A 24,548-nucleotide genomic window follows, 5' to 3' on the forward strand; every position below is an offset into this window, starting at 1 on the left:
ATCAGAATGATGCGGTCATATTTTTTGCGTGAGGGTTTGAGGAATGCAAACTCAAAAACCAATCTCTGTGGACAGCAGTTCAGAAAGCAAAAAAGTGTCAGCCGAAAAGTCTTCGACAGATGAACTCCCAACTATAGAATTTCCTTCACGGGGGAAACTTAAAGCCAGTTCCTGGCGCATACATCAAAAAATTGGTTATGGTTATTTTGTGGCTATTGGAATTGGCTTTTTCGGATCACTGACTGGGTTAGTAATTGCCAATTACTATAGAGGAAGAGAAATCAGGCAATTTAATCAAGCGCAAGAGCAAAGACAGCTGCTGACAAATTATCAGGATGCAGCCCTAGAAGCGCAATTATATAGTGCTAATTTAGTTGCAGTGGTGGAAAATTTTCCCCGGTTGTCCAGTAAAAAAGATAAATTTCTCAAGAGTGTTAATACAGCTAAAAGTTTAGAGCAGGACATTACTCAATATATAGATACAAAGCCTGGTAGATTAGCTGCAAAAGGCGGTAATTTAGAGGCTTTAATCCAAGATTATGGTATTAGCTTACAATTACACGTTGACGAAATAGAAACTGTTTTAGAGAAAATTGAATCTGAGCAAATACAGCCAGAAAAAACTGCACTTATCCGAGAACAGTTACTGAAAATTATGCGGGGTGAAACCGCCATACAGCTAGAGCAACTTTCACTAAGATTAAGTCACATCCTGAAAATTGCCGAAAACCAAGAACAAGAACGGCAAAAAGATGTAGATCAGGCTAAAAAGGTGGAGAGATTTATTGTGATCATGAGTATGCTGGTATCAGTGGCGATCGCTGCTATTGTGGCTTGGCGTACTAGTCGCGCGATCGCAGAACCAGTAATTACTGTAACTCAAGTCGCTGAACAAGTGGCGAGAAAATCTAATTTTGATTTACGCGCCCCGGTGACTACTGAAGATGAAATTGGCTTATTAGCCAAGTCGCTAAACAGATTAATTGAACGTGTATCTGAGCGGACAAGAGAATTAGAACAAGCTAAAGAGTTAGCCGAAGCTGCTAGTCAAGCCAAAAGTTTATTTTTAGCCAACGTCAGTCACGAATTACGCACGCCATTAAATGCTGTAATTGGTTTAAGTCAACTATTACAAGATGACGCTACAGATTTAGACTTATCGGGAGATTTCATCACAGACTTAGAAACAATTAACTCTGCTGGTAGACACCTCCTGGAACTGATTAATGAGATTCTAGATTTGTCAAAAATTGAAGCGGGTAAAATGACTCTCTACCCAGAGAGATTTGAGATCGCCAAACTGATTAATAATGTAGTGCAGACAGTGAAATCGACGATAGATAAAAATAACAACATCCTAGAAGTATATTGTGATCAACAACTTGGCACAATGTACGCTGATAAAACTAGAATGCAGCAAGTATTATTAAATTTACTTAGTAATGCTGGCAAATTTACCACTAATGGCAAGGTAACTTTAACAGTGAAGAGGGAAAAAACAGACTTAGCACCAGACACCTCTTTGGATGTGATTACTTTCACCGTCGCTGATACGGGAATTGGAATGTCTGAAAGTCAAAAACAACAATTATTTCAACCTTTTACTCAAGGGGATACATCCACAACTAAAAAGTATGGTGGTACTGGTTTAGGTCTAGCAATTAGCCGCCAATTTTGTCAAATGATGGGTGGTGAAGTGTTTGTGCAAAGTGAATTGGGAGTGGGATCTACCTTCACTGTTCATCTGCCAGTAACTATGGAAGATTAAGGGCGGGGAGGGTAAAATCGGGACGGTATATTCTGCTAATATGCAAGTGGTCGATGATCTACCTACGCTCCCATGACAACTACTACTGACTTTCTCAGCCATCTTAACCCCAGTCAACGTCAAGCCGTGGAACATTACTGCGGACCGTTGTTAGTTGTAGCTGGTGCAGGTTCCGGTAAAACACGAGCGCTGACTTATCGCATTGCTAACCTGATTCTCAAACACCGTGTAGATCCTGAACATATCCTGGCTGTTACCTTCACGAATAAAGCCGCACGGGAAATGAAGGAACGGATTCAAAGGCTGTTTGCTGAAGATTTGGCGCTGAAAAAACATGGTCAAAAATTTGATTTGTTGACGGAATATCAACAAATGCATTTGCGATCGCAAGTTTATAAAAATGTAATTAAAGGCCTATGGTGTGGCACTTTTCACAGTTTATTTTCTAAAATTCTCCGCTTTGATATCGAGAAATACCAAGACGAAAAAGGCAGAAGTTGGACTCGGAATTTCTCCATTTTTGATGAATCCGATGTGATCAGTCTGATTAAAGAAATTGTTAATAAACAGCTAAACCTAGATGATAAAAAATTTGATGCTCGGTCAGTGCGTTACGCTATTAGTAATGCTAAAAACCAAGGATTTTCCCCCCAGGAGTTCGAGCGAGAACAGCCAAATTATCGGGGAAGGGTAATAGCAGACGTTTATAATTGCTATCAAGATAAGTTAGCCGAAAATAACGCTCTCGATTTTGATGATTTAATTCTCGTCCCTACCAGATTATTTCAGCAAAACGAGCAGGTGTTAGATTATTGGCATCGTAAATTTAACCATATCCTTGTAGATGAATATCAAGATACGAACCGCACTCAATATGATTTAATTCGGCTGTTAGTGACTAATGGTGAGGACAGGAAGAGTGCATGGGAATGGCAAAATCGCTCGGTGTTTGTCGTGGGTGATGCAGATCAGTCTATTTATAGCTTCAGAATGGCTGACTTCACTATATTGTTAGAATTTCAAGAAGACTTTGGCGATGGTTTACCTGATGATGATACTCGCTCGATGGTGAAGTTAGAGGAAAATTATCGCTCTTGTGAGAATATTCTGCAAGCTGCTAATGAGTTAATTGAAAATAATACTCAACGCATTGATAAGGTTCTCAAACCGACGCGGGGAACCGGTGAGCAGATTTATTGTCACAAAGCAGATAATGAAATGGAAGAAGCCGAGTTTGTCATTGGACAAATTCGCACTTTAGCACAGCAAAATCCGGAGTTAGATTGGGGTAGTTTTGCTATTCTTTATCGTACTAACGCCCAATCACGACCTTTTGAGGAATTGTTAGTTAGGCATCAAATTCCTTATACAGTGGTGGGGGGAATGAAGTTTTACGATCGCAAAGAAATTAAAGATGTTATAGCTTATTTAAGGGCGATCGCTAACCCTGCTGATACAGTTAGTTTACTACGAGTCATCAATACACCCCGGCGCGGTATTGGTAAAACCACCATTGAAAACTTAGTTAACGCTTCCTATGAATTGGGGACACCCCTGTGGGAAATACTCAGCGATGAAACATCAGTTAATACCTTAGCTGGACGTTCGGCTAAAGCGGTAAATAACTTTGCGAAGATGATTAACCACTGCAAAGAACAAGCCGCAACGGTTCCAGTCTCAGAACTTGTACAGGAACTGTTAAATCAGTCTGGTTATATTAAAGACTTGCATAATCAGGGTACAGACGAGGCTGAAGATAGAATCCAAAACGTCCAGGAACTTTACAACGCTGTACTGCAATTTCAGGAAGAAAGCGAAGATGTTTCCCTCACAGCCTTTCTGCAAAGTAGCGCCCTCAGTTCTGATTTGGATAATTTAAAGGAAGGACAAAAAGCAGTATCTTTAATGACTCTGCACGCTTCTAAAGGTTTGGAATTTCCCGTTGTATTTTTGGTAGGGTTAGAACAGGGATTATTTCCTGGTAATCGTTCCCTGAGTAATCCAGAATCCTTAGAAGAAGAACGCCGCCTGTGTTATGTCGGTATTACTCGCGCCCAAGAACGGTTATATATATCACACGCGCGGGAACGCCGCTTATATGGTTATCGTGAACCAGCGATGCGATCGCAATTTCTCGACGAATTACCCGAAGAACTATTAAATACGCGTAATAAAGGCCGTCATACACAGACAAAAACTGCTGCTAAAGCTGGTGGTAAGCCCTATACACCCCAAAATTGGCAAGTAGGCGATCGCGTCTTACATAAATCTTTCGGTATAGGTGAAATTACGCACGTTTTCGGTGAAAGTAATAAGGTTTCTGTAGCGATTAAATTTGTCAGTTTGGGGCAAAAAATTGTTGACCCCAGAATAGCGCAGTTGCAAAGGGTAGATTAATATATTGGCGTTGCTGAATTAAGAATTGATTTCACGCAGAGGCGCAGAGTCGCAGAGAGTCTAGGTTTGATGTTCAGTATCACTGCTTCTAAAATTATAAACTCTTGTTGAGTTCAGTTGATGCAATTTAGTATTGTGCGATCGCTGACATCTTAAACTCAATGGAAAATAATTCCTGAGTAAATAAATAATTGCGGCACAAAACGATTGATATTTAGCATGAAAATCTATTGACGCTTAATATAAAGTCTAGATATTTTTCAAAATCTTTAACTTTTAATTAACCAAAAATTAACCGCCTTATTGACTTGTTATGTAACTCTCTTAATTATGAACATACTATTTGTTCGCTAATTTCTAACTTCAGAAAGTAATTATGCTTTTAGGGTAATTAAACAAAATGAACTTTAAACTCAAAGCTTTGCCATTATTAGGTGTAGTTTCGTTAGTAGCTGCATCCTTTGGTGTATCAATATCCGCAGTTCAATCCCAAAGCGTTAAGACAATTAAGATTGATGGCTCCAGCACTGTTTTCCCCATCACCGAAGCAGTCGCAGAAGAATTTCAGAAGGCTCAACGTGGTAGAACAAGGGTAACAGTTGGTGTTTCTGGTACTGGCGGCGGTTTTAAAAAGTTCTGCCGAGGAGAGACAGACATCTCCAATGCTTCCCGCCCCATCAAACAAAAAGAAATTGATGAATGCAAAGCTGCTGGTGTTCGCTTTATTGAACTGCCCGTAGCTTATGATGCTTTAACAGTAGTAGTTAATCCCCAAAACACTTGGGCAAAAAACCTGACAGTTGCTGAACTTAAGAAAATTTGGGAACCAGCAGCGCAAGGTAAAATTAAGAACTGGAATCAAGTTCGTGCAGGTTTCCCTAATGCACCTCTGAGATTATTTGGTCCTGGTGCTAGCTCTGGAACCTTTGACTACTTCACCGAAGCTGTTGTTGGCAAATCCAATTCTAGTCGTGGTGACTATACTGCTAGCGAAGACGATAATGTACTTGTACAGGGTGTTTCCAGTGATAAAAATGCCCTTGGCTACTTCGGTTATGCTTACTACGCAGAAAATAACAAAAAACTGAAGGCGGTGCCAGTTAATGGTGTATCGCCCTCAGAAGCGACAGTTAAAAATGGGACTTATAATCCCCTATCCCGCCCTATATTTATCTATGTCAGTTCCAAGGCTGTTGATAAGCCAGAAGTGAAGCAGTTTGTTCAATTTTACTTGCAGAATGCACCTGAGTTGGTTAAAGAAGTAAAATATGTCTCCTTACCAGCATCAGCATACAGCACTGCTCAAGGTCACTTTAACAACAAGAGGTTTGGCAGTATATTTGGTGGCAAAGAAGCAGTTGGACTGAAGATTGAAGAGCTGATGAGCCGTGATGCTAAAGAATAAAGCTATTTCTGAGTTTTGAATTGATTCAAAATTCCCAACTTATTGAGGAGAGGTGTTACACCTCTCTTTCTCTATTAAAACTTACTATACAAGGAGCGATCGCACCCCCAGCATGAGTAGTGCAAAACCAACTCAGTTTTCTCGAAATCTAGCCCGTAATTTGCGAGAACGGGCAATTGAGTCTGCCTTGTTTCTAGCGGCACTTTCTTCTGTTGCAACTACAGCAGCAATTATTGGTGTCTTGCTTTACGAGTCCATACTATTTTTCCAAAAAGTATCTTTCTGGGATTTCCTAACTGATACTCAGTGGACACCGTTGTTTGATGACAAGCATTATGGGATTTTGCCACTAGTTTCAGGAACTTTAGTAACCACAGTAGTGGCTTTATTAGTAGCAGTGCCACTTGGTACAATTATTGCTATCTATTTAAGTGAATTTGCTGCGCCAATAGTCCGGGAAATAGTCAAGCCCGGTTTAGAGTTGCTAGCAGGTATTCCCACAGTAGTTTACGGTTATTTTGCGCTGTTATTCGTCACACCACTATTACAGGTAATTCTGCCGAATTTGCCCGGTTTTAGTATGTTGAGTGCAGGGCTAGTCATTGGAATCATGATTATTCCTTACGTCAGTTCCCTCAGCGAAGATGCCATGCGTGCCGTACCCTCGTATCTGCGAGAAGGTTCCTATGCAACAGGGGCTACTCGTCTACAGACAGCATTGCGAGTTGTATTACCAGCCTCTATTTCTGGCATCTCAGCAGCTTACATTTTGGGTATTTCTCGTGCAGCAGGTGAAACAATGATAGTGGCGATCGCGGCTGGGGGACAACCTAATCTCACCCTTAACCCCATGCAACCCGCAGCAACAATGACCGCCTACATAGTTTCAGTCAGTCTTGGCGACCTGCCTCATGGTAGCCTCGAATACGAGACTATATTTGCAGTTGGACTAACTTTAGTGCTAATGACTTTGGTTTTCAATATCATTGGTCATTTTCTCACCAAGCGCTACAGAGAAATTTATTGATATGACAACTCTCAATATTAAAGAAGTCCGTAAGACTATTACCCGCAATAAGTTATCAGAAAAAATTTTTAATATCATCGGCTTATTGTCAATGCTATTTGGCATTATCACCCTTCTGGCCTTGTTATTTGACCTGTTGAGTGATGGTTTTCCGCGTATTTCCTGGCAATTTTTGACTTCCTTCCCCAGTCGTAAAGCTGAAAATGCCGGTATCCTCTCAGCTTGGGTAGGAACCCTCCTAGTGATGTTTGTAACAGCATTAGTAGCGATTCCCGTCGGCATAGCATCGGGCATTTATTTAGAAGAGTATGCCCGAAAAAATTGGTTGTCTGACCTAATTGAAATTAATGTCACCAACTTAGCTGGTGTACCCTCAATTATTTACGGACTTTTGGCTTTGGGTGTATTTGTCTATGGCTTAAACCTTAGTCAAAGCATTCTCACCGCCGGTTTGACCTTGGCCCTATTAGTTTTACCAGTAGTAATTGTTGCCACCCGTGAGGCTCTCCGTGCTATCCCTAATACTATCCGTGAAGCAGCTTACGCAACAGGAGCTTCTAAATGGCAAATGATTTGGGATCATGTTCTACCTTACTCCACTGGTACAATTCTGACTGGTATTATTGTTGCCTTGGCACGAGCTATTGGTGAAACTGCACCTCTAATTACTATTGGTGCGCTCACATTTATTGCATTCTTACCAGACCCTCCAATAAAAGGTGAATTTCCCTTTATCTCCTTTGCTTGGTTGTTAGCTCCATTTACAGTTTTGCCCATCCAAATGTTTGATTGGGTTTCTCGTCCTCAAGAAGACTTTCAGGTTAACGCAGCAGCAGCTGGTGTTGTTTTAATTTTCATGACTCTGGCTATGAACGCCGTAGCAATTTATCTCCGCTATCGTTTACGCGAAAAAATCAAATGGTAAAAAAATTATCCTCAACCTTACAAAAACCTGTTAAAGCTTCGGTGAATTACCTCAATTTCTACTACGGTGGAACTGTCCATGCTCTCAAAGACATTAATATGTCGTTAGGCGAGAAACAGGTAACGGCGCTGATTGGGCCTTCTGGATGTGGCAAAACTACCCTGCTACGTTGTTTTAACCGGATGCACGACCTATACCCCGGAAATCGCTATCAAGGGGAAATAGCTTTAGAACCAGATGGAATTAACCTACTCAGTCATAAAGTTGACCCCATTGAAGTTAGGATGCGAATTAGCATGGTATTTCAAAAACCTAATCCTTTTCCTAAGTCAATCTATGAAAATGTAGCTTATGGTCTGAGGGTCAGAGGTGAATCTAAGCGTGGAGTTATTGATGAAAAAGTAGAGAACGCTTTGCGCGATTCAGCTTTGTGGGATGAAGTAAAAGATCGTTTAAATGACTTAGCTTTTAATCTTTCTGGTGGTCAACAACAGAGATTGTGCATTGCTCGTGCTTTAGCAACTGACCCTGAGATTGTTCTGTTTGATGAGCCGACATCAGCTCTAGACCCCATCGCCACCGCCAGTATTGAAGAGCTAATCACTAAACTTAGAGAAACGGTAACAATTTTGATTGTGACTCATAATATGCAGCAGGCGGCTCGTGTTTCTGACTATACAGCATTTATGTATTTAGGCGAATTAGTTGAATTGGATACGACAGAAGTGATTTTCAATCATCCATCACATAAAAAGACCCTAGACTATGTGAATGGTCGGTTTGGATAATCAAATTTTTCTGAAACCCTCTTAACTTTGTCTCCTCTGTGGTTTATTTTCTCAGGATTTGCGTAAGTTCTGGAATTAATGGATTTCATGATTCTATGCAGCCTTACATAAAATTGGTATTAAGCTGCTATTAAAAATAATTCTTGAGTAAGTAGATAATGGCAGCACAAAATGGCGTATATTGTCCATTAGAATCCATTTGTTCATAACCTTGAGCAAGCTGCTGTATTTCTTCATCGGTCAAATCTTCAATACCGAATAATGCAGCATCAATTGCTTCTTTTCGCATATTTTGCAGCTTTCTAATGTTAAGTGCAAGTTTCTCAATTGTTGTTTCAGCAGCAGCTTTTTTACCTAGATCATCTGTTGGCAAAATTTCGCCAGAAGCAGGGTATTTAAAAAAATCAGCACAGTTGATTTCTAGAGGCGAAACCATTAAATGCTCATCGTACCAATATTTTTTCTTATGTCCACAATGTACTGGTACACGAGGTTGTTCTTTAAGTTCTCCTTGACATGAAGCAATTAAATTTGTGTACTCCAGCGCCAAATCAGGATAATTACTGCGAGGCTGAAGATGTTCTATATGGCTATTTTTTCTAGTGATACCCATTCCACAATAGCAACAGATATAACCTTGTTCTTCTAGCAAAGCATCATGTACAATTGGTTTTTCTGGTGCTTGAAAATTATCATCCCATCTGGGCTTCCAATCATCATTTTCTAAAGCTTTCCAACTAGAAAACTGTTCTGGCTCCTGATATTTTTTAATGTACTTCATCGATTGAGAATTTCCTTGCGTCGGATTAGTACATCTGCTCTGACAAACTCTGGCTCATCTGAACCAATATCATTTGCTAATTGTTGACGCACTTTTCTAGCATCTTCCAAGTTACCAGCATCAATCATTCTAAACATTTCTAAAAGACTTTCTTTAATTTGAAGCGGACGTTCAGGAACATCCATCAGGTCTTCTAGGATACGATTGCTATCTCTCCCAAAGGAACTTTCTGGTCGTTTGGCGATAACACCTTTATCTGTTTTTTCTAAAATATAAATTCCTTCAGGTTTCACATCACTAATTACTTGGGGGGAATGAGTAGTAACAATAAATTGACAATTAGGAAATGTTCTTGTCAAATCTGGAATAATTCCTCTTTGCCATTTCGGGTGTAAGTGCAGTTCAATTTCATCAATCAACACAACACCAGTACCTTGCAGTGGATCGTGTAAACCAGGATTAGCAATTGCCAAACGTCTCGCTAAATCTCCCACCATTGCTAGCAAGCACTTCTCACCATCAGATAGCTGATTAACTATAAGTTCTTTACCTTGTTTTTGTACAGTCATCCTTAACGGAGAACGGCGTATTCGTAAGTGAGAAAAACTCGGAATCAGTGAAGATATGGCTTGTCTCACAGCTTCTAATTGCTTATCCCGATAAGCAGCATTATTATCTTCTAAACGCAATTCATTTTCTAAATCTTCTTGCTTTCTAAACCATTCAAAAAAGAGTTTAAACTCGCTTCCTATTCCTTGAAGTGCATTCTCATAAATATCTATTTGTTCAAATGAATGCTGGGTACGAATTCTTAAGGGAATATCTAAAACTGACCGATTCGTTGAATAATAAACTGCAATAGGAATATTAAATAAATCAGATGTATGTAAATTCTTTTTAATACTTTCAGCTACCTTACTAATGGCTAACAGGTTACTGCTGGTATTTTTATTATGTCCTTTTTTTACTTTGGTTAAAGACCATATTATTTCTTCGGAGTCCAATGAAATATTAATCTCGTTATGTGTTTCCTTCTCTCCATTAGTAATATCTTCTTCTGTAAACAACCTTCCAGAAGGTGTAGAATGTTGAATAGAACTAGTAAAACGTGACAAAAGAATAGCGAGACAGTCAATAATACTCGATTTACCTACGCCGTTAATACCAATAAAAACTGTTGGTTCATTTTCATTAAAATCCAACGTCAAATCGCCGATTCCACGGAAGGATTGCATTTTTAGGCGCTTGACTTTCATAGTTTTAACTCAACAGAATACAGTTTATTTGGTGGGTACTGCCCATCTGACAAATTGAAAATACAGCACATTTGATCTGAGCAACACTTGTATTGAGTGACTTGTACTGAGCCAAGTCGAAGTAAGCCGAAGTATGCTCACCCCCACAATATTTATCATATTAAAATGTGTACTTGATTTCCTGGCAAAGTGCTGTAATCTTATTACACTCAGGTATTAAGCAGATTTTAACTGAATCACACCGTGATCAAAAATCTGTTTATCAGTACCCATCGCATTCACCTCAATTCTATCTGGATAGACATCATACGCAGCAAAAGCTAACCTTTCAGCAGAGTATTCTGTCCACTGAGAACGCCCTACAGGACGAACACCTGCACCACTACCAGTAGTTAAATAGGTTGTACCATCAATATTCTGAGTCCGCTCATAATGGTGGTCGTGACCATTGATGTAAAGCTGTACATTGTACTGTTTAAATAAAGGGGTGAAGCGTTTAATCAGTGTTTGGCTAACTCCATAGTGACCTGATGAGTAAAATGGATTATGACCAAATACGACTTTCCAAGGTGCGTCACTGCGGCTTAATTCTTCCTCTAACCAAAGTACTTGTTTTTCCCAATCAGCATTACGATTAGTATCTAAGGCAAAAAACTGCACAGCATCACGGCGAAATGTGTAATAACGCCCCTGCATATTAAAGCCAGGATATTTGATTTGTGGTTCACCGTTCTCGGTGCGAATATCGTGATTACCTAAACAAGCATGAAATTTTACACCCTGGGTTAATAATTTTTGATAAGGACGTTCAAAAACTGCACCGATTTTTTCAATTTCGCCATCATTATAAATGTTGTCTCCAGCTAAAACCACTAAATCATAAGGATTTTGCTGGTGATAATAATTCATCGCCCCAGCTACAGCATATTGACCTTTCGTCCCTGTTCCCGTGTCTGCAATAGAGGTAAAACGTAATAGCAAATCCTGTTTGGGTGGGGTGGCGGCTATAACTACCGAATCAGCAATATTAGCAATTTGATGATTTTGACGAGTTAGCTTCCAGCCTATAAGTCCTGTTCCCATAGTGCCAAGGCTACCTAAAAATAAGAATTGACGACGTTTTAAGATCATAAATTTATCAAACTCAATATTTAGCTAGTTTAGCCGAAGAAGCCATAAGCAACGAAGTGATACATTAAGGCAAAACAGACAGCAGCATTAATAATGCCAGTTATTTGTCTTTGAGTCGCTGCTTTTGGGAAAAGTTCCATGTCACAAGACAATCAAAATCCACAACCTTCTTCTTCCCCAGTACCCTTTTGGAAACTTAAAATTATCCAAGTCCTTAGAGGAACAATTGGAGTTTTAGAAACTACGGTAGTCAAATTAGAGACTTTACCTCCACCAGGTACTGAAGAAACACCCAGTTTTTGGCAAGGTGTAAAAATACAATGGAATCGGTTTTTAAGACAAGTCCGGTTGTTTCTGCCCTCAAATGTGTCTAACAACTTGTCGGATACACTTTTGACGGGTATTCTGGCAGTAATTACGGTGACGGTAGTTTGGTCAACTGTAACTGTTTTATCGAAGAAGCCGACTGAGGTGGCTACAGTTCCTCCCGTTGAGGAGGTTCCAGCACCTACACCGACAATCAGTATTCCCCCAGAGTTAATAGTACCGGAACCTATCCCGGAAGCTACACCAGAAGCTACACCAGAACCTACACCGGAACCCACACCGGAACCCACGCCGGAATCTCAGCCTAGATTACAATTGACACCAGAAGAAACCTTGATTGCAGCTATTGAAAATCAAGTAGGCGAAATTAGCGATCGCTTTGCCTCTGGTCTGATACAGTCAATACAAGCTAACTTCCGCACTAGTAATTTAACTGTCACAATTAATCAGGATTGGTACACTCTCCCCACATCCCAACAACAGGAACTAGCTACGGAAATCTTACAACGTTCTCAAGAACTGAATTTTACTCATTTAGAAATTCTTGACTTCCAAAATCAACTGATAGCCCGTAACCCAGTTGTTGGCAATGAAATAATTATTTTTCAACCCCAGAAAAACTTACCAACAAATTAGAAAAATCTGGAATTGTGCGGAACTGAACGCTATTTCTGGGCAAATTGATCAGATTCTGCAAATTGTTATTCCATCAGTTGAGTTCTATGAGGAGGTTCAGATGTTTAGAGACTGGTTTGCCAATAATTTGGGAGTAGGTCAAGCTCGTAAAGAGCAAGTATACCTGGAAATATGCAGTTCACTGAGTCTGGATGATGCTAGCTACTGGATTCAAGTCCTATTTGCGGCTGGTATTGCTACTCTGGGATTAGTTCTCAATAGTCCAGCTGTAATTATTGGTGCGATGTTGATTTCTCCATTAATGGGGGGAATTTTAGCTAATGGACTGGCGTTGGCTGCGGGTGACGTAATTTTAGCAATGCGCGCCCTGCTGAATTTGCTGTTGAGTTGTTTTTTGGCTATTTCCTTTGCTGTATTATTGGTGACATTGCTGCCATTTAAAGAAATTACCAGTGAGATCTTAGCCAGAACTCGACCGAATATTCTGGATTTAGTCATCGCTCTGTTTTCTGGTGCAGTAGGGTCTGTAGCCATTTGCAAAGAACCCAGAGGCGTGGCTACTTCCATTCCTGGTGTTGCTATTGCAGTTGCCTTGATGCCGCCATTGTGTGTTGTGGGATATGGTATCGGGGTTGCTATCAGCCTTAATGCTGCCCAAGGACTACAGGTAGCTAGTGGTGGGGGTTTACTTTTTTTCACTAACTTGGTAGCGATTACCTTCACGGCCATGCTTGTCTTTCTGGGACTGCATATTGATAATGATTTGGTGAGAGAAAGAGTTAGGCAATGGCGGCACACACATCCAGAGAGTATCTGGGTTCAGAAATTATTAGAGAAACTACCTGCTTATGGCAAACTCAAAAAAATTGGCTCGCTTCCAGGTAGATTATTATTAATTTTTATTACCATTGGCGCGATTATTTTTCCTCTGAATCGCTCTTTGAGTCAACTAGGACAGGAAATTGCTCTACAACAACAAGATAATCGTTACCGCAATTCGGCTAGGGATGTTTGGCAAACAAACTTTGCAACTTTTCCCAATGGTGAACCACGTTCTTTTATCAGCAATATCTCGCTATCAGAACAAAATGAGAAGCTGACAATTCAACTTCAGTTGTTTACAAGTCAGCAATATTCTACAGAGGAACAGGATAGTTATATCGAAGAGTTAGCTCCTCGTTTGGGAAGACCACCAGAGTTATTAGCACTGAAGTTAGTGGAAATTCCTACGGCTTCCAGTGAACTTTTACGCCCAGTACCACAGGAAAAACCTGCGGAACCAGTTTTAACTATTGCTGAACTACAATCAGCTTTTGTGCAAGAAGTTCAATCGGCGCTGCGTGATTTGAAACTTCCCCCACCAGCAGAAATGATTAATTATCAATTAATTACTAGTCCAGTTATACCTTTAAGTATCCGAGTAGTGTATCTGAGTGAACGGGATATTGATGGCGATGGTCAAAGTTTAGTGGCTGATAGTATTAGAAGTCGCCTCAATGATGAGTCAGCCGAAGTGAGTATGCAAAGGATAGCCAGTAATGTTGGAGTTATATCTTTTGAGGAGGATAAATCAGAAATTAGCTCGGATGACACTAAGTTATTAGACCGTGTTGGGAAAACTTTACAGCAACAACCAAATTTATATCTGGAAATAATTATCAATCAGGAAGAAGAAGAGTTAGCGGAAATTGTCCCTGGGCGATCGCAAGCAATTATAAAATATCTCGAATCAAAATGGCAAATTAGTGGCGATCGCATCAACTGGGAACCAGGAACTGAGTCTCAACGTAGCTCAATACTCCAACTTACGGTAGAATCACGGAAAAAACCACCAGTGGCAAATCTACCCTAATTCTGCTAATTCTCCTCAGAGAGAAAGGCTACAAGGTTTGTCTGAACTCACTTTTTATTTCTGGAACCAATGCATCACCACAAATTTTAGTTATGCCTAAAACTCGTTTTATCAGTTTCTTCCGCCACCTCAGTTGGCGCATACTCACAAAAACTTTCAGCAGGACAATGGAAAGGCGACTTTTAGGACTAGGTTCACAAATTGCCTTTAATGCCATTTTATCCTTGTTTCCGGCAATTCTTGCGGTGCTGACAGCCATTGGCTTATTTGAAGACTCCTTACAAGAAACCTTTAAACAACTGGCGGCTCAACTTAGTCAAGTCGCACCTAAAGAAGTACTAGATTTAGTTCGTGATTTTACCACCAGAGAAATCACCCAATCCAGAAATGGTGGTTTGTTTTCTATCAGCTTCGTTCTGGCAATTTGGACTGCTTCTGGGGCTATAAGTACGGCGATGAATGCCTTCGATCAAATTCATCAAATCCCTTCTGAGAAACAGCGCCCTTTTTGGAAAGCTAAACTGGTTTCCCTGGGATTAACCATTGCGACTATCTTACTATTTGTCTTCGCTTCTTTCCTAGTCTTTATTAGCGACAGATTATTAGGCATGATAGTTAATGGAAATAGTTCTTTCATTTTCTTGCTGCATTTATGGCAACTGTTGATTTGGCCTTTGGCACTAGGGATAATTGCTACCGCTTTTAGCTTTGTCTACCGTTATGGTCCTAGTGTCTGGAATTCAGGTACACCCATGATACCTGGTGCTATATCAGCAGCTGTTTTCTGGGCAATTCTCTCCGCTTTATTTCGGACTTATGTGGCGAACTTCGGCAACTATAACAAGGTTTATGGGGCTGTGGGTGCTGTGATAGTTTTAATGCTATGGCTGTGGATGAGTGCGACAGTGATGCTGATTGGCGATCAATTAAATGTGACTGTGGGTGAAGAAATACACCCAAAAATGGACAAGGAATGAGAAAATTAATACAGTGATAGAGTCTTTAATTTTACGTCGAATCAGCGATCGCCTTCATGCCTAATTCTTATATTGATGCAGACACTCAAGCACTCACATTGAAACGCCTGCGTCAGCTAAGTCGCATCCTCGATAAAGCAATTACTATTCCCGGAACACCAATTAACATTGGTTTAGACCCCCTTATGGGACTTCTACCTATTGGTGGAGATGTTTTGGGAATTATCCTTTCTAGTTACATCGTGACCGAAGCCGCCAGACTCGGTGTGCCTAAATCTACTTTGAGTAGAATGATCTTAAATGTGATCATCGATGGATTAATAGGCACTGTTCCCGTAATCGGAGACTTATTTGATTTCGCTTGGACAGCCAATGATTATAATATCAAATTATTAGAAGCACATTTACAGTTGCCTCTGAATAGAAAACTATAAATCCGGAATTTATCTGGGTAGTGTTCGCAAAATTATTATAACTTGTCATTGTTTTCATCCCATTCTCGTGATACAAATTAAAGTCCTTTAAACAAGTTTTAAACCAGGAATGAAAGATTGGTGGCAGGCTACCTTTCCTCAAGGAAGGCAAAGTCTCGTGATTACTGATGCAGATGGTTATCCTGTACAAATTGCTTATGGTGAAGTAGGTACTGGGAAACCTTTATTTTTATTACATGGTATGGGTAGTTGGAGCTACAATTGGCGGCACTGTATAGCTCCATTATCTAAATATTTTCGCGTCATTTGTTTTGATGCAAAAGGATACGGGTTTTCAGAAAAGCCAGGTTTTCGGAGAGAAAAAAACGGGCATCAAGTTATTGAACTAGAACGCATTCTTCAGGCATTATGTCAGGAACCTGCCGTAATTGTAGCCGAATCTTTAGGTGGTTTAGTTGCCCTCGCCCTAGCTCAACACAACCCCCAATTAGTAGCCCGGTTAATAGTGATAAATGTCCCTGTTTTTACTAACAGCTTACCCCATTGGTCAATGTCCATACTTGCTCAAACGCCACTAGAAGTATTACAAACAATTGACCATTTGCGTTTAGCATATCTATTTGCACCGCTAGTCCGAGAAATTATGGCCATAGAAAGGCGTGGGGTGTTGTTCGACCCCTCAATTCTCACGGAGGAAGATGTCTATTGGATAACCTATCCATTTATTGAGTTTCCGGGAACTATTGTCAAAGTCGCCGAGGATTTACAAATAGCAGCCGCAGAAATTAAGAACTCGCAATTAAATCAACCTAATATACTCACTAAAATTCAAAATAATCTTGGTGCTATTCAGTGTCCCACACTAATTATGTGGGGAGATAAAGATAGTTGGTTTCCCGCTAGTCATGGCGAAAAGTTACATCAACGCATCCCTCTATCTCAGTTAAAAATTATTGATAACTGCTTTCACGATGCCGCCATAGGTTCATCTGATGTTGTGAATACAACGATTCTAGAATTTTTGCTAAATTAGCTGATTTTGTCTCTGACTCAGCTATACAAAGGGTACTCTTATCGTAGGGAACAGGGAATAGGCTCGAAACTCCCTAATTATCCGGGTTTCATTATCTGTTTCTTTCCTAACCTCCATAAAAAAAGAGTGAGAGAAGGCATATCAAGCGCCTTTAATCTCTCACTCTGGTATTTGCCACTGTAGTGTTCAGGAATATGTTACAAGCGCTGCCCTTTATGTTAGGGGGCTAATGTGTATATCAATGACAACGCTCATACACATTTAATATTCCTGGCGCGACAAATACCAAGCTTAAATATTAAAACCGTTATCAATTATCAAGTTAAGTTGATTCTTGATTATCTCTATTAACAAAACCCTTTCTGTTTTTTGTCTTCTACAATTTAACTCGGTTAATCTGAATATGGTTGCCATTTTGGCAGGTTTCTAGATTTTACCTATGGCTGGTTTCTGGAGTTAAAAGTTGTGATTTTAGAAGTTTTGGTGTGAAATTTTTGGTAGAGAATTTTGTTGACGAATATCCATCAACTCTACTAAAGTTTCTTTCCTTTTCTCCAGTCGATGCCGATTTTCTAATGATCTAACTCTCACTGATGACTGTGATTTAGCTCGTCTAGGGATGATATGGTTGGGTGGTTGCAGTGGTACAAAAACTGGCGGATTTTTTAAAGCTCTTGGTTCCCTTCTGCGGCGACGAGGGTTGACTGTGGAAGGTCTTGCGGAGTGTATTTTAATTGGTTGGCGGGCTTTTTGCGGCTGGGAATTATGGTTGATTAATCGAAAAATCATCGAGCAACCACCAGCACAACTGAGGGCGATCGCAAATACCAACCATAATGGTGTGGGATTCCTATCCTCAGAGGTTATCTTCATTGGTGTTTCGACAACAGCCGCGATTGTTTCTGGTTCTATATTGTCTTCTGCACTACCAGCGTAACTCAAGCTATATAAGGCTACAGCTGTAGTCCCTAAGAGCATTGTTAACAACCCAGTGAAGAGTAAAACTGGATGACGTGTCAGAAAATGGATAAAAACATTTGAACTACTGATTGGTCTCGATTTACTCTTTTTCCTCTTTCTGATTAGCTTTGGTGGATGCTGTGCGCCCTGAATATGTTCCATGATAAATTTCACATTGATCCCCTATAGCCAATAATTGTACTGGAGGATTGACGCACCAGGTATCCGTAGTAATATTTCGGAATTCAGTAGCTTTTTTTGGAGATATCGGCTACCAAATCCGATATTTTTACTGAAATTAGTTAATTTAGTAATGACTAAGATTTGTGACTAGAATACCTTTCTAAAGCTAGTTGAATTAAACGATCTACTAATTCCGGAAAGGGGACTCCACTATTAGCCCAGAGTTGAGGATACATACTAGTAGCAGTAAAGCCTGGTAAGGTGTTGATTTCATTAATGAATATTTCCCCAGTAGCTTCTACATAGAAAAAATCTACCCTTGCTAACCCCGCAGCGTCTACAGCTGCAAAGGCTTGTAATGCCATATCTTGGATTTGACGACTCACTGCATCGGGGATGGGGGCGGGAATCAGTAAATCTGCTTGCCCTGCTGTATATTTAGTTTCATAATCATAAAAATCACTGTTGAAGGTAATCTCTCCGACGATAGAGGCTTGAGTTTGATCATTACCTAATACGGCACATTCTACTTCTCTGGCCACCACCCCGGCTTCTACTATTATCCGTCTGTCGTAGGTAGCAGCATTATCTAGGGCGGCTTCTAACTCTGGGCGCGATCGCACTTTAGCAATTCCCACTGATGAACCTAAGTTGGCAGGTTTGACAAAACAGGGATAGTCCAACGCTGATTCTATTTGATCACAGAGTTTGGGAAACACGCAAGGATTTGACCAAACTTCGGCTCTAGTTACCGCTTTGTATTTGACTTGGGGTAATCCGGCTTGCTGAAAGGCCATTTTCATGGCAATCTTATCCATACCTAAAGCCGAGCCTAATACCCCAGAACCGACAAAGGGTACTTGCATTAATGTCAGTAATCCCTGAATTGTACCGTCTTCTCCATTGGGTCCGTGTAGAATCGGAAACCACAGGTCTACTTCTGTGACTTGCTCAGGCGATCGCCACGGGTTCGAGTTTTGGGGTTCTAACTGGGGAATACCAGTTTCTAGAATCTTCTGGGCTAATTCTCCAGCTAACCAACAGCCATTTTTTTGGATGTAAAACGGCAATATTTCGTATTTTTGAGCATTTTGTTCGGCATTCAAGGCTTTGGCGATCGCTCTTGCTGAACTAATTGAAACTTCATGTTCCCCGGAACGCCCCCCAAACAGCAGTCCCACCCGCAGCTTTGTCATTTTTAGTACCTTTTTCTGTTGTCTGGCTGAGAGTTTATCACAACCTGCTCTGGTTGCTATATTTTTTTGGGTCGGTGGGAATGAATATTATGAGGAACGAACCACAAAGGACGCAAAGTACACAAAGGAAGAAGGAAAAAGGTTTTAGTCGTTGTAGGTTGGATTATTTCAATTTAAATTCATCAAATTTTACTACTTCGGAATCGGGTTTCTGGGTATCAAAATAATAGCTACTTACTATTCCGTTACCTGTGTCAAAGATACTAAAAACTGTGATGTCGTTACTGGCTATGTAAGGAAGGGGCTGACTATTTTCGTCTAACAAAGGTGCAATTGTCGGGATGACTGGTTCTAATCCGTAAGGATCACCCACGGCAGTATAATCTTCTTGATATCCAATTGGTACTTCTCGTTTTCTGTCACCCCAAGCCGCACCATAGGAGTTACCCACATTCGATGTTTCTAGAAAGTGCATTCCACTAGGACTGACAAAGCGGTTCCATAAATGGGAATGTCCATATAATACTAGTTGCACATCAGCCGCTTCTAGTAATGGAATCAAATCACGGTGAATATAATCTGCGTCTTTGGGGTATTCGTAACGGACGGCTGTAATTTTACCGTTTTGATCACGTTCTATGATCTGCACTGGATTGGTATAGGCGGGAACGATGTTATCACCCAAGGTATGAGGGGGATGATGGAACATCACAACTTTGTATTTGGCTTGTTGAAATTCTGCACTTTGCAGTTCTGCTGCTAACCAATTATATTGCTGGCTACCTTGAGCAATTGGCTCAAAAATTAACTGTCCATAACCCCAATTTTCGGGATTTTCTAAATCCTGGGCTGCTTCTGTATATCTACCTTTATATTCGGTATTTAATTTAGGAGTCCGCCACGTATTAGTGATGTAGAGTACCACTAAACGCACATCGCCAAAGCTGACTGCATAATACTTTTTTCCACCTGGTTTACTTTGGGGTAGGGTAAAAATTTCCTCGTAGGTATATGTATTAAAGGAATTATCTATTAAAGATTTACCACTAGATAATTTTTGAGCAACGTCACGGGGAATGGGATCATTAAATTCATTGTTTAAACTGCTGGTTCTCTCAAATCTGCCCATAACTTCATGATTACCAATGGCTGTAAACATGGGGGCGTGTTGAATAATTTCACCGCCTGTATACGTGGTGGTAATGCCGTTCTGGGTGATTTCATAGTTAGCACGACCTTGTAAACCGGGAAAGAATGCACCACCCCGACTATCATCAAACCATTCTGAGGCGCGATCGCTCACATTAACTAAATCCCCAGCAAACCATACCCCATCCACTTGTCCCACTGTTTCCACCACCTTTTGCAGATTCGCGGCTGTCATCGGTTTTAGTTGATGGTCTGAAGTCAGTAAAATTTTGACAGCTTCTCCTGGTTCTGGGGTCGGTGCGAGGGTAAAAATATTGCTGCTAACAGTTGCGCCATCTTCGCGCACACTCATCACACGATAGGGAACACGCACACCAGCAGTTAGCCCAGTCACCTCGGCTTCCTGTCGCCAAATGTCACGTTTTACAGGTTGATTTATAGTTCCATTTGCTACTTTTGATTGCTGGTCTTCTCTGGTGCGGCTGAGTTTAGTGGTTCTCGCAAAGCTTGATTTTTCCAGATTTTCCCCGTAGTTAACTACGTGTTTATTTCCAGGAAATTCAGTAAACCAAACTACTTGCACTGAGTTAGCTGTTGGTAGTTGCAAAAATGGGTCAGTCAGCAGATGCGGCGCTGATGTCATAGTTGTTAAGCCCAATGAAGGCACGCTTACCAGCGTCAAGCATACCACAAACAAAATGATCAAGGTTAACAGTTTGGTTTTCACCATCATTACCCGGATAATTACAGGCATTCGCTATTATACATTGGCAGGATTAAAGGGGCGTTAAGTGAATGTTTCTGATCTATAGGTGGGTTATTGTGTAAGTAATCTCACTTCAATTTTCAGCAGCTATATAAGTATTAAATACAACTTAGGATTAAGGAAAAGAACTGTGGAATCTCAATTACAAATTGAACAAGTAATTAAGACACTTCAAGAGGATTTACCAACACTCTTTACTAAAGATATTTCCTATGAAATTTACACCCAGGATATCTACTTTCAAGATCCTGTCAATAAATTTAAATGGAAATTCAACTATCGGATTATATTTTGGACGTTGCGATTTCACGCCCGGCTCTTTTTTACACAAATTCACTTTGACCTGCATGAAGTATCGCAGCCAGCCCAGGATACAATTTTAGCCAAGTGGACAGTTCGCGGAGTTTTACGTGTTCCCTGGAAAGCAGGTTTATTTTTCAATGGCTATTCGACATATAAATTTAACCAAAATAGTTTGATATATGAGCATATCGACACTTGGGATAGACCACCAGGGGAGATATTAAAGCAGTTTTGGCAAAAGCCAGAAACAGGGGCTAAAAATTAAGAGTAGAAACAGCAAAAGAGGGAGCCAAGCTCCCTCCATAAGTAAGATAATTTTTTAGCTTTTGTGTAGGTCAGGAATTACAGACGTTCCTTGGGTAAGAAGGCAATAGGATCGATTGCGCCTTTTCCTGGTGGGTGGATTTCAAAGTGAGTATGTGGCCCGGTGCTGAAACCAGTGCTACCCATATCAGCAATTTGTTGCCCTTGGGTCACTTGCTGACCTGTTCTCACTAAAGTCCGACTATTGTGAGCATAACGAGTCATACTGCCATCTGGATGGCGAATTTCCACAAGGATGCCGAAACCACCCCGGTTCCAGCCAGATTTTGCCACCACACCGTCAGCTGCTGCGAAAACTGGCGTACCGGTGGCGTTGGCAATGTCAATACCCCTGTGCATTCTTCCCCAGCGTCTACCGTAGCCGGAGGTAAGTACACCTTTTGCCGGCCACATATAGGCTGTAGAACCGGTTGAAGGGGGAGGTGTAGTTGCGTCGATGGGTTTAGGTAAGTATTGTTCTACTGCTGCCAAAGGTGGTAACTGTAGCTGGAATTGCGGTGCAACTCTGCTTCCCCGTAACTCTCCTAGAGTATCTGAGTTATTGTTACTGGGAAATATTGGTGTTCTGCTACCAGATGTCTTGATGCTGGAGGAGAACTCAGGATTAATTGGCTCGTTGGGTCTACGAGTACGGATTTGGGAATTAGCAGATTGACTGCCAGGTGAATTGAGGCTGGGAACATTAATGGAAATGGCGGCCTCGCTTGATCTCGAAGGAATCACTGTGGGAGCTTTTTCAGATTCGGTTGCGGCTGGAGTGATGGTATTTCCAGACTGTTGCTGGCGATATTGCTCGCGTAATCTCTGGATTTCCGCTTCCGGACTAGTTGTTTGAGCAATGGGAAGTGCTACAGGAACTTCCTCTACTTCATTGGCGCTTACCCTGTTACCATTCCCTGACTGTTGGCTGCGGTATTTCTCTTGTAATTTCCTGATTTCCTCTTGTAAGCTATTGGTTTGAGGAATGGGAGTCAGTACAGCCGTTTTTTCTGGTTCTGTTAGGGCTTCCTGGGTGATATTCCCAGATTGCTGGTTGCGGTGTTTCTCTTGTAATCTCTCGACCTCGGCACGTAACAGGCTGAGATGTTCATTCTCTGTTGTGCTTGGGGTTTGCTCTGGCGATTGTTTCGCCTCCTGCATTTCGGTAAATAGTGTTGGTGCTGGGATATCACCACCTATTCCCTGAGCATTAGGACTAATAGATTCTGTCTCTGTGCTAACAGTGTTTACCTCGATCAGGTTATTGACTGTTCCTGGTAACTGTGATGCGGCAGGAGGAAGATCGGGGTAGTTACTACTAATGTTTACCGGGTAATTGGGTGACTGGGGCGCATTGGAATAAGCGCTGTTGGAGTCAACTACCACTGGTATCTGAATAGAGCGGGAGCGGTTAACCGGAGTAACAGGAATAATCAGTTTTTGGCTAATTTTGAGTTGATTAGGATTGTGGAGATTATTAGCCCGGATTAGTTCTGAAACTGAGATATGGTATTTACCAGCGATCGCTGCTAGTGTATCTCCCGGTTTAACTTCGTAAGCTGTATTACTCAATAAGGCTACAACTTGTTGTGTAGCTGGTACGGTTTTTGTTAAAGGTTGTGGGTTCGATTCCCCGGTTTCTGGTCTTTGTTTTAATCTTGATACTAAATCTTCTGTATTCTGATTATTGACAGTTGATGTTGCTTCTACTGCCTTAAGACTGGCGCTAATTTCTGGCGCTGTTTCTGTCTTGTTCGGCTGTGTTAAAGCTATGTCGGTTTTTGATAAAACCTGGGTCTCCTCAGACCGCAACTCCGCCAGACTATTTCTTAAACGGTTCGATTTTTCTTGTAAGCGATTGAGTGCAAATTCTTGCTGGGCTTTGAGTTGAGCATTAGTTTCACTACTGGGATCTGTGTTTTCTAATACCTGTGGATCGCCTTCAGTTTTGTAATTAACGCTATCAGCACTAGACAGTTCTGTTACTGTCTCATGGCGTTGTATTCCTGTTGACAATCCTTGTGATACTGGAGATTGTAACTTCAAGGAAGTAGTGTCGGATGCCGTTTGCTGCAATTCTGATGTCATAACAGGAACTTGCACAGACATTTCACTCGCCGCAACTTGCCATTTAGCTTCAAGCCCGGGTAACTGTGAAATTGCTGTTGGTTCCACGATGACAGGATTTTCTGACAAGCTTCCTGGTAAGACTGTTTGAGTCTTCAGCGTGGTATGAGCAATTTTCACTGTAGTGTCAAAAGCAGCAGGGATTGTTGAGGCTGCCTTTTGGCTCTCTAGAGGATCTGCTGCTTGGGCTTGATCGCTTTGTCGAGTCACCAAAAGACTGGTTGCGCCCATTGAGATAGCCAAACCAATCACAGCGGCTTTTGTCCGCACCCGACGTTTAACCTTGGGATTAACTACAATATTAATATTTAGGTGTTCTAGGTGTTCCACTAGGGTATCATCACCGCTGGGGTTATTTTTCAGCACAGCCTTTTCTCTTTTTTTTAATGCTCGTTTCAAAGACGACCTCCTATGATCACTAGCGCTTAACTGATCTCGATTTTTCAGTCGAATACTACTAGTCAATGATTTAGATCACATCGAATGATAAATCAAGATCACTTTTACCAGAGATACTTAGGCAAGATTAACTTGCTTCTCTGATTTAGACAAGTTCACATTTGTTAGCAAAAGTTAAAAATTGCTGTGCTTACTTGTCCAGTTCACTCCTACACACCATCGAACTTTTACTTTTAACAGTGGTCTTAACCTTTTGTGATTTGTGATTAGCTAGTGAGGACTGAAGAATCATTATATATTCACTCAGCCCATTATGGCTGTCACTAATGTTTTGGCTAGGACTTTTGGAAAAGCTATGCCCTCTGCTGTAGATATATTCAAGGTTTTTCGACTATATCCGCCTTCCCAAGAGCAGACTTTACGTT

The 24,548-nt window shown here is 41.0% G+C and carries 19 protein-coding genes; 12 read left to right on the top strand and 7 right to left on the bottom strand.

All coding sequences use genetic code 11. From position 1 onward, the window contains the following. Positions 1 to 43: 43 nt before the first annotated feature. The 6 genes from VB620_RS03155 (at position 44) to pstB (ending at position 8,310) form a co-directional block, all read left to right on the top strand. Positions 44 to 1,768 (top strand): sensor histidine kinase, encoded by a 1,725-nt coding sequence (locus tag VB620_RS03155; RefSeq protein WP_323194678.1) that lies wholly within the window; start codon positions 44 to 46, stop codon positions 1,766 to 1,768. A 72-nt stretch (positions 1,769 to 1,840) separates the two neighbouring features. Continuing rightward, on the top strand, positions 1,841 to 4,165 hold the full coding sequence (gene pcrA, locus VB620_RS03160) for a DNA helicase PcrA (protein ID WP_323194679.1): 2,325 nt from the start codon (positions 1,841 to 1,843) through the stop codon (positions 4,163 to 4,165). Between the two features lie 400 nt (positions 4,166 to 4,565). Beyond that, a complete protein-coding gene (locus tag VB620_RS03165) occupies positions 4,566 to 5,570 on the top strand; it encodes a PstS family phosphate ABC transporter substrate-binding protein (protein ID WP_323194680.1) in 1,005 nt (334 codons plus the stop codon). 112 nt (positions 5,571 to 5,682) lie between these two features. Beyond that, on the top strand, positions 5,683 to 6,597 hold the full coding sequence (gene pstC / locus VB620_RS03170; RefSeq protein ID WP_323194787.1) for a phosphate ABC transporter permease subunit PstC: 915 nt from the start codon (positions 5,683 to 5,685) through the stop codon (positions 6,595 to 6,597). A 1-nt stretch (position 6,598) separates the two neighbouring features. Then, positions 6,599 to 7,522: a phosphate ABC transporter permease PstA gene (pstA, locus tag VB620_RS03175; RefSeq protein ID WP_323194681.1), complete on the top strand. Its 924-nt coding sequence runs from the start codon at positions 6,599 to 6,601 to the stop codon at positions 7,520 to 7,522. Continuing rightward, positions 7,516 to 8,310: a phosphate ABC transporter ATP-binding protein PstB gene (gene pstB, locus VB620_RS03180; protein ID WP_323194682.1), complete on the top strand. Its 795-nt coding sequence runs from the start codon at positions 7,516 to 7,518 to the stop codon at positions 8,308 to 8,310. The genes pstA and pstB overlap by 7 nt, the downstream gene beginning before the upstream one ends. Before the next feature lie 130 nt (positions 8,311 to 8,440). Here pstB and VB620_RS03185 read toward each other — a convergent pair whose 3' ends face one another. The 3 genes from VB620_RS03185 to VB620_RS03195 all read right to left on the bottom strand — a co-directional run bounded on the left by VB620_RS03185 (position 8,441) and on the right by VB620_RS03195 (position 11,478). Beyond that, on the bottom strand, positions 8,441 to 9,091 hold the full coding sequence (locus VB620_RS03185; RefSeq protein ID WP_323194683.1) for a retron system putative HNH endonuclease: 651 nt from the start codon (positions 9,089 to 9,091) through the stop codon (positions 8,441 to 8,443). Further along, positions 9,088 to 10,347 carry an AAA family ATPase gene (locus VB620_RS03190; RefSeq protein WP_323194684.1) on the bottom strand — a complete coding sequence of 420 codons (1,260 nt, stop codon included), beginning with the start codon at positions 10,345 to 10,347 and terminating at the stop codon, positions 9,088 to 9,090. The genes VB620_RS03185 and VB620_RS03190 overlap by 4 nt, the downstream gene beginning before the upstream one ends. Positions 10,348 to 10,563: 216 nt before the next feature. After that, positions 10,564 to 11,478, bottom strand: a complete 915-nt coding sequence (locus VB620_RS03195; protein WP_323194685.1) for a metallophosphoesterase family protein — start codon at positions 11,476 to 11,478, stop codon at positions 10,564 to 10,566. Positions 11,479 to 11,616: 138 nt separating this feature from the next. Between VB620_RS03195 and VB620_RS03200 the strand changes: the two genes are divergently transcribed. The 5 genes from VB620_RS03200 to VB620_RS03220 all read left to right on the top strand — a co-directional run bounded on the left by VB620_RS03200 (position 11,617) and on the right by VB620_RS03220 (position 16,737). Further along, positions 11,617 to 12,441, top strand: coding sequence for a hypothetical protein (locus tag VB620_RS03200; protein WP_323194686.1), 825 nt, complete (start codon positions 11,617 to 11,619; stop codon positions 12,439 to 12,441). Between the two features lie 100 nt (positions 12,442 to 12,541). Then, on the top strand, positions 12,542 to 14,293 hold the full coding sequence (locus VB620_RS03205) for a DUF389 domain-containing protein (RefSeq protein ID WP_323194687.1): 1,752 nt from the start codon (positions 12,542 to 12,544) through the stop codon (positions 14,291 to 14,293). A gap of 92 nt (positions 14,294 to 14,385) precedes the next feature. Next, positions 14,386 to 15,270, top strand: coding sequence for a YihY/virulence factor BrkB family protein (locus tag VB620_RS03210; RefSeq protein WP_323194688.1), 885 nt, complete (start codon positions 14,386 to 14,388; stop codon positions 15,268 to 15,270). Positions 15,271 to 15,326: 56 nt separating this feature from the next. After that, the gene (locus VB620_RS03215; protein ID WP_323194689.1) at positions 15,327 to 15,704 is read left to right on the top strand and encodes a DUF4112 domain-containing protein; all 378 of its coding nucleotides are present in this window, start codon (positions 15,327 to 15,329) and stop codon (positions 15,702 to 15,704) included. 109 nt (positions 15,705 to 15,813) lie between these two features. Next, positions 15,814 to 16,737, top strand: coding sequence for an alpha/beta fold hydrolase (locus VB620_RS03220; protein WP_323194690.1), 924 nt, complete (start codon positions 15,814 to 15,816; stop codon positions 16,735 to 16,737). 471 nt (positions 16,738 to 17,208) lie between these two features. On the opposite strand, the gene VB620_RS03225 is transcribed toward VB620_RS03220, so the two are convergent. The 3 genes from VB620_RS03225 to VB620_RS03235 form a co-directional block, all read right to left on the bottom strand. Continuing rightward, positions 17,209 to 17,715, bottom strand: coding sequence for a hypothetical protein (locus tag VB620_RS03225; RefSeq protein ID WP_323194691.1), 507 nt, complete (start codon positions 17,713 to 17,715; stop codon positions 17,209 to 17,211). Between the two features lie 299 nt (positions 17,716 to 18,014). After that, entirely contained in the window at positions 18,015 to 19,076 is a 1,062-nt protein-coding gene (locus VB620_RS03230; RefSeq protein ID WP_323194692.1) for a D-alanine--D-alanine ligase family protein, read from the bottom strand. Between the two features lie 163 nt (positions 19,077 to 19,239). Continuing rightward, positions 19,240 to 20,868: a metallophosphoesterase family protein gene (locus VB620_RS03235; RefSeq protein WP_323194693.1), complete on the bottom strand. Its 1,629-nt coding sequence runs from the start codon at positions 20,866 to 20,868 to the stop codon at positions 19,240 to 19,242. A 253-nt stretch (positions 20,869 to 21,121) separates the two neighbouring features. Between VB620_RS03235 and VB620_RS03240 the strand changes: the two genes are divergently transcribed. After that, positions 21,122 to 21,559, top strand: a complete 438-nt coding sequence (locus VB620_RS03240) for a DUF2358 domain-containing protein (RefSeq protein ID WP_323194694.1) — start codon at positions 21,122 to 21,124, stop codon at positions 21,557 to 21,559. A 77-nt stretch (positions 21,560 to 21,636) separates the two neighbouring features. Here VB620_RS03240 and VB620_RS03245 read toward each other — a convergent pair whose 3' ends face one another. Further along, complete coding sequence (locus VB620_RS03245) at positions 21,637 to 24,123, bottom strand: peptidoglycan DD-metalloendopeptidase family protein (RefSeq protein WP_323194695.1); 2,487 nt, start codon at positions 24,121 to 24,123, stop codon at positions 21,637 to 21,639. Positions 24,124 to 24,548 lie beyond the last annotated feature (425 nt).

Source organism: Nodularia harveyana UHCC-0300, assembly GCF_034931085.1.
GTDB lineage: Bacteria > Cyanobacteriota > Cyanobacteriia > Cyanobacteriales > Nostocaceae > Nodularia > Nodularia harveyana.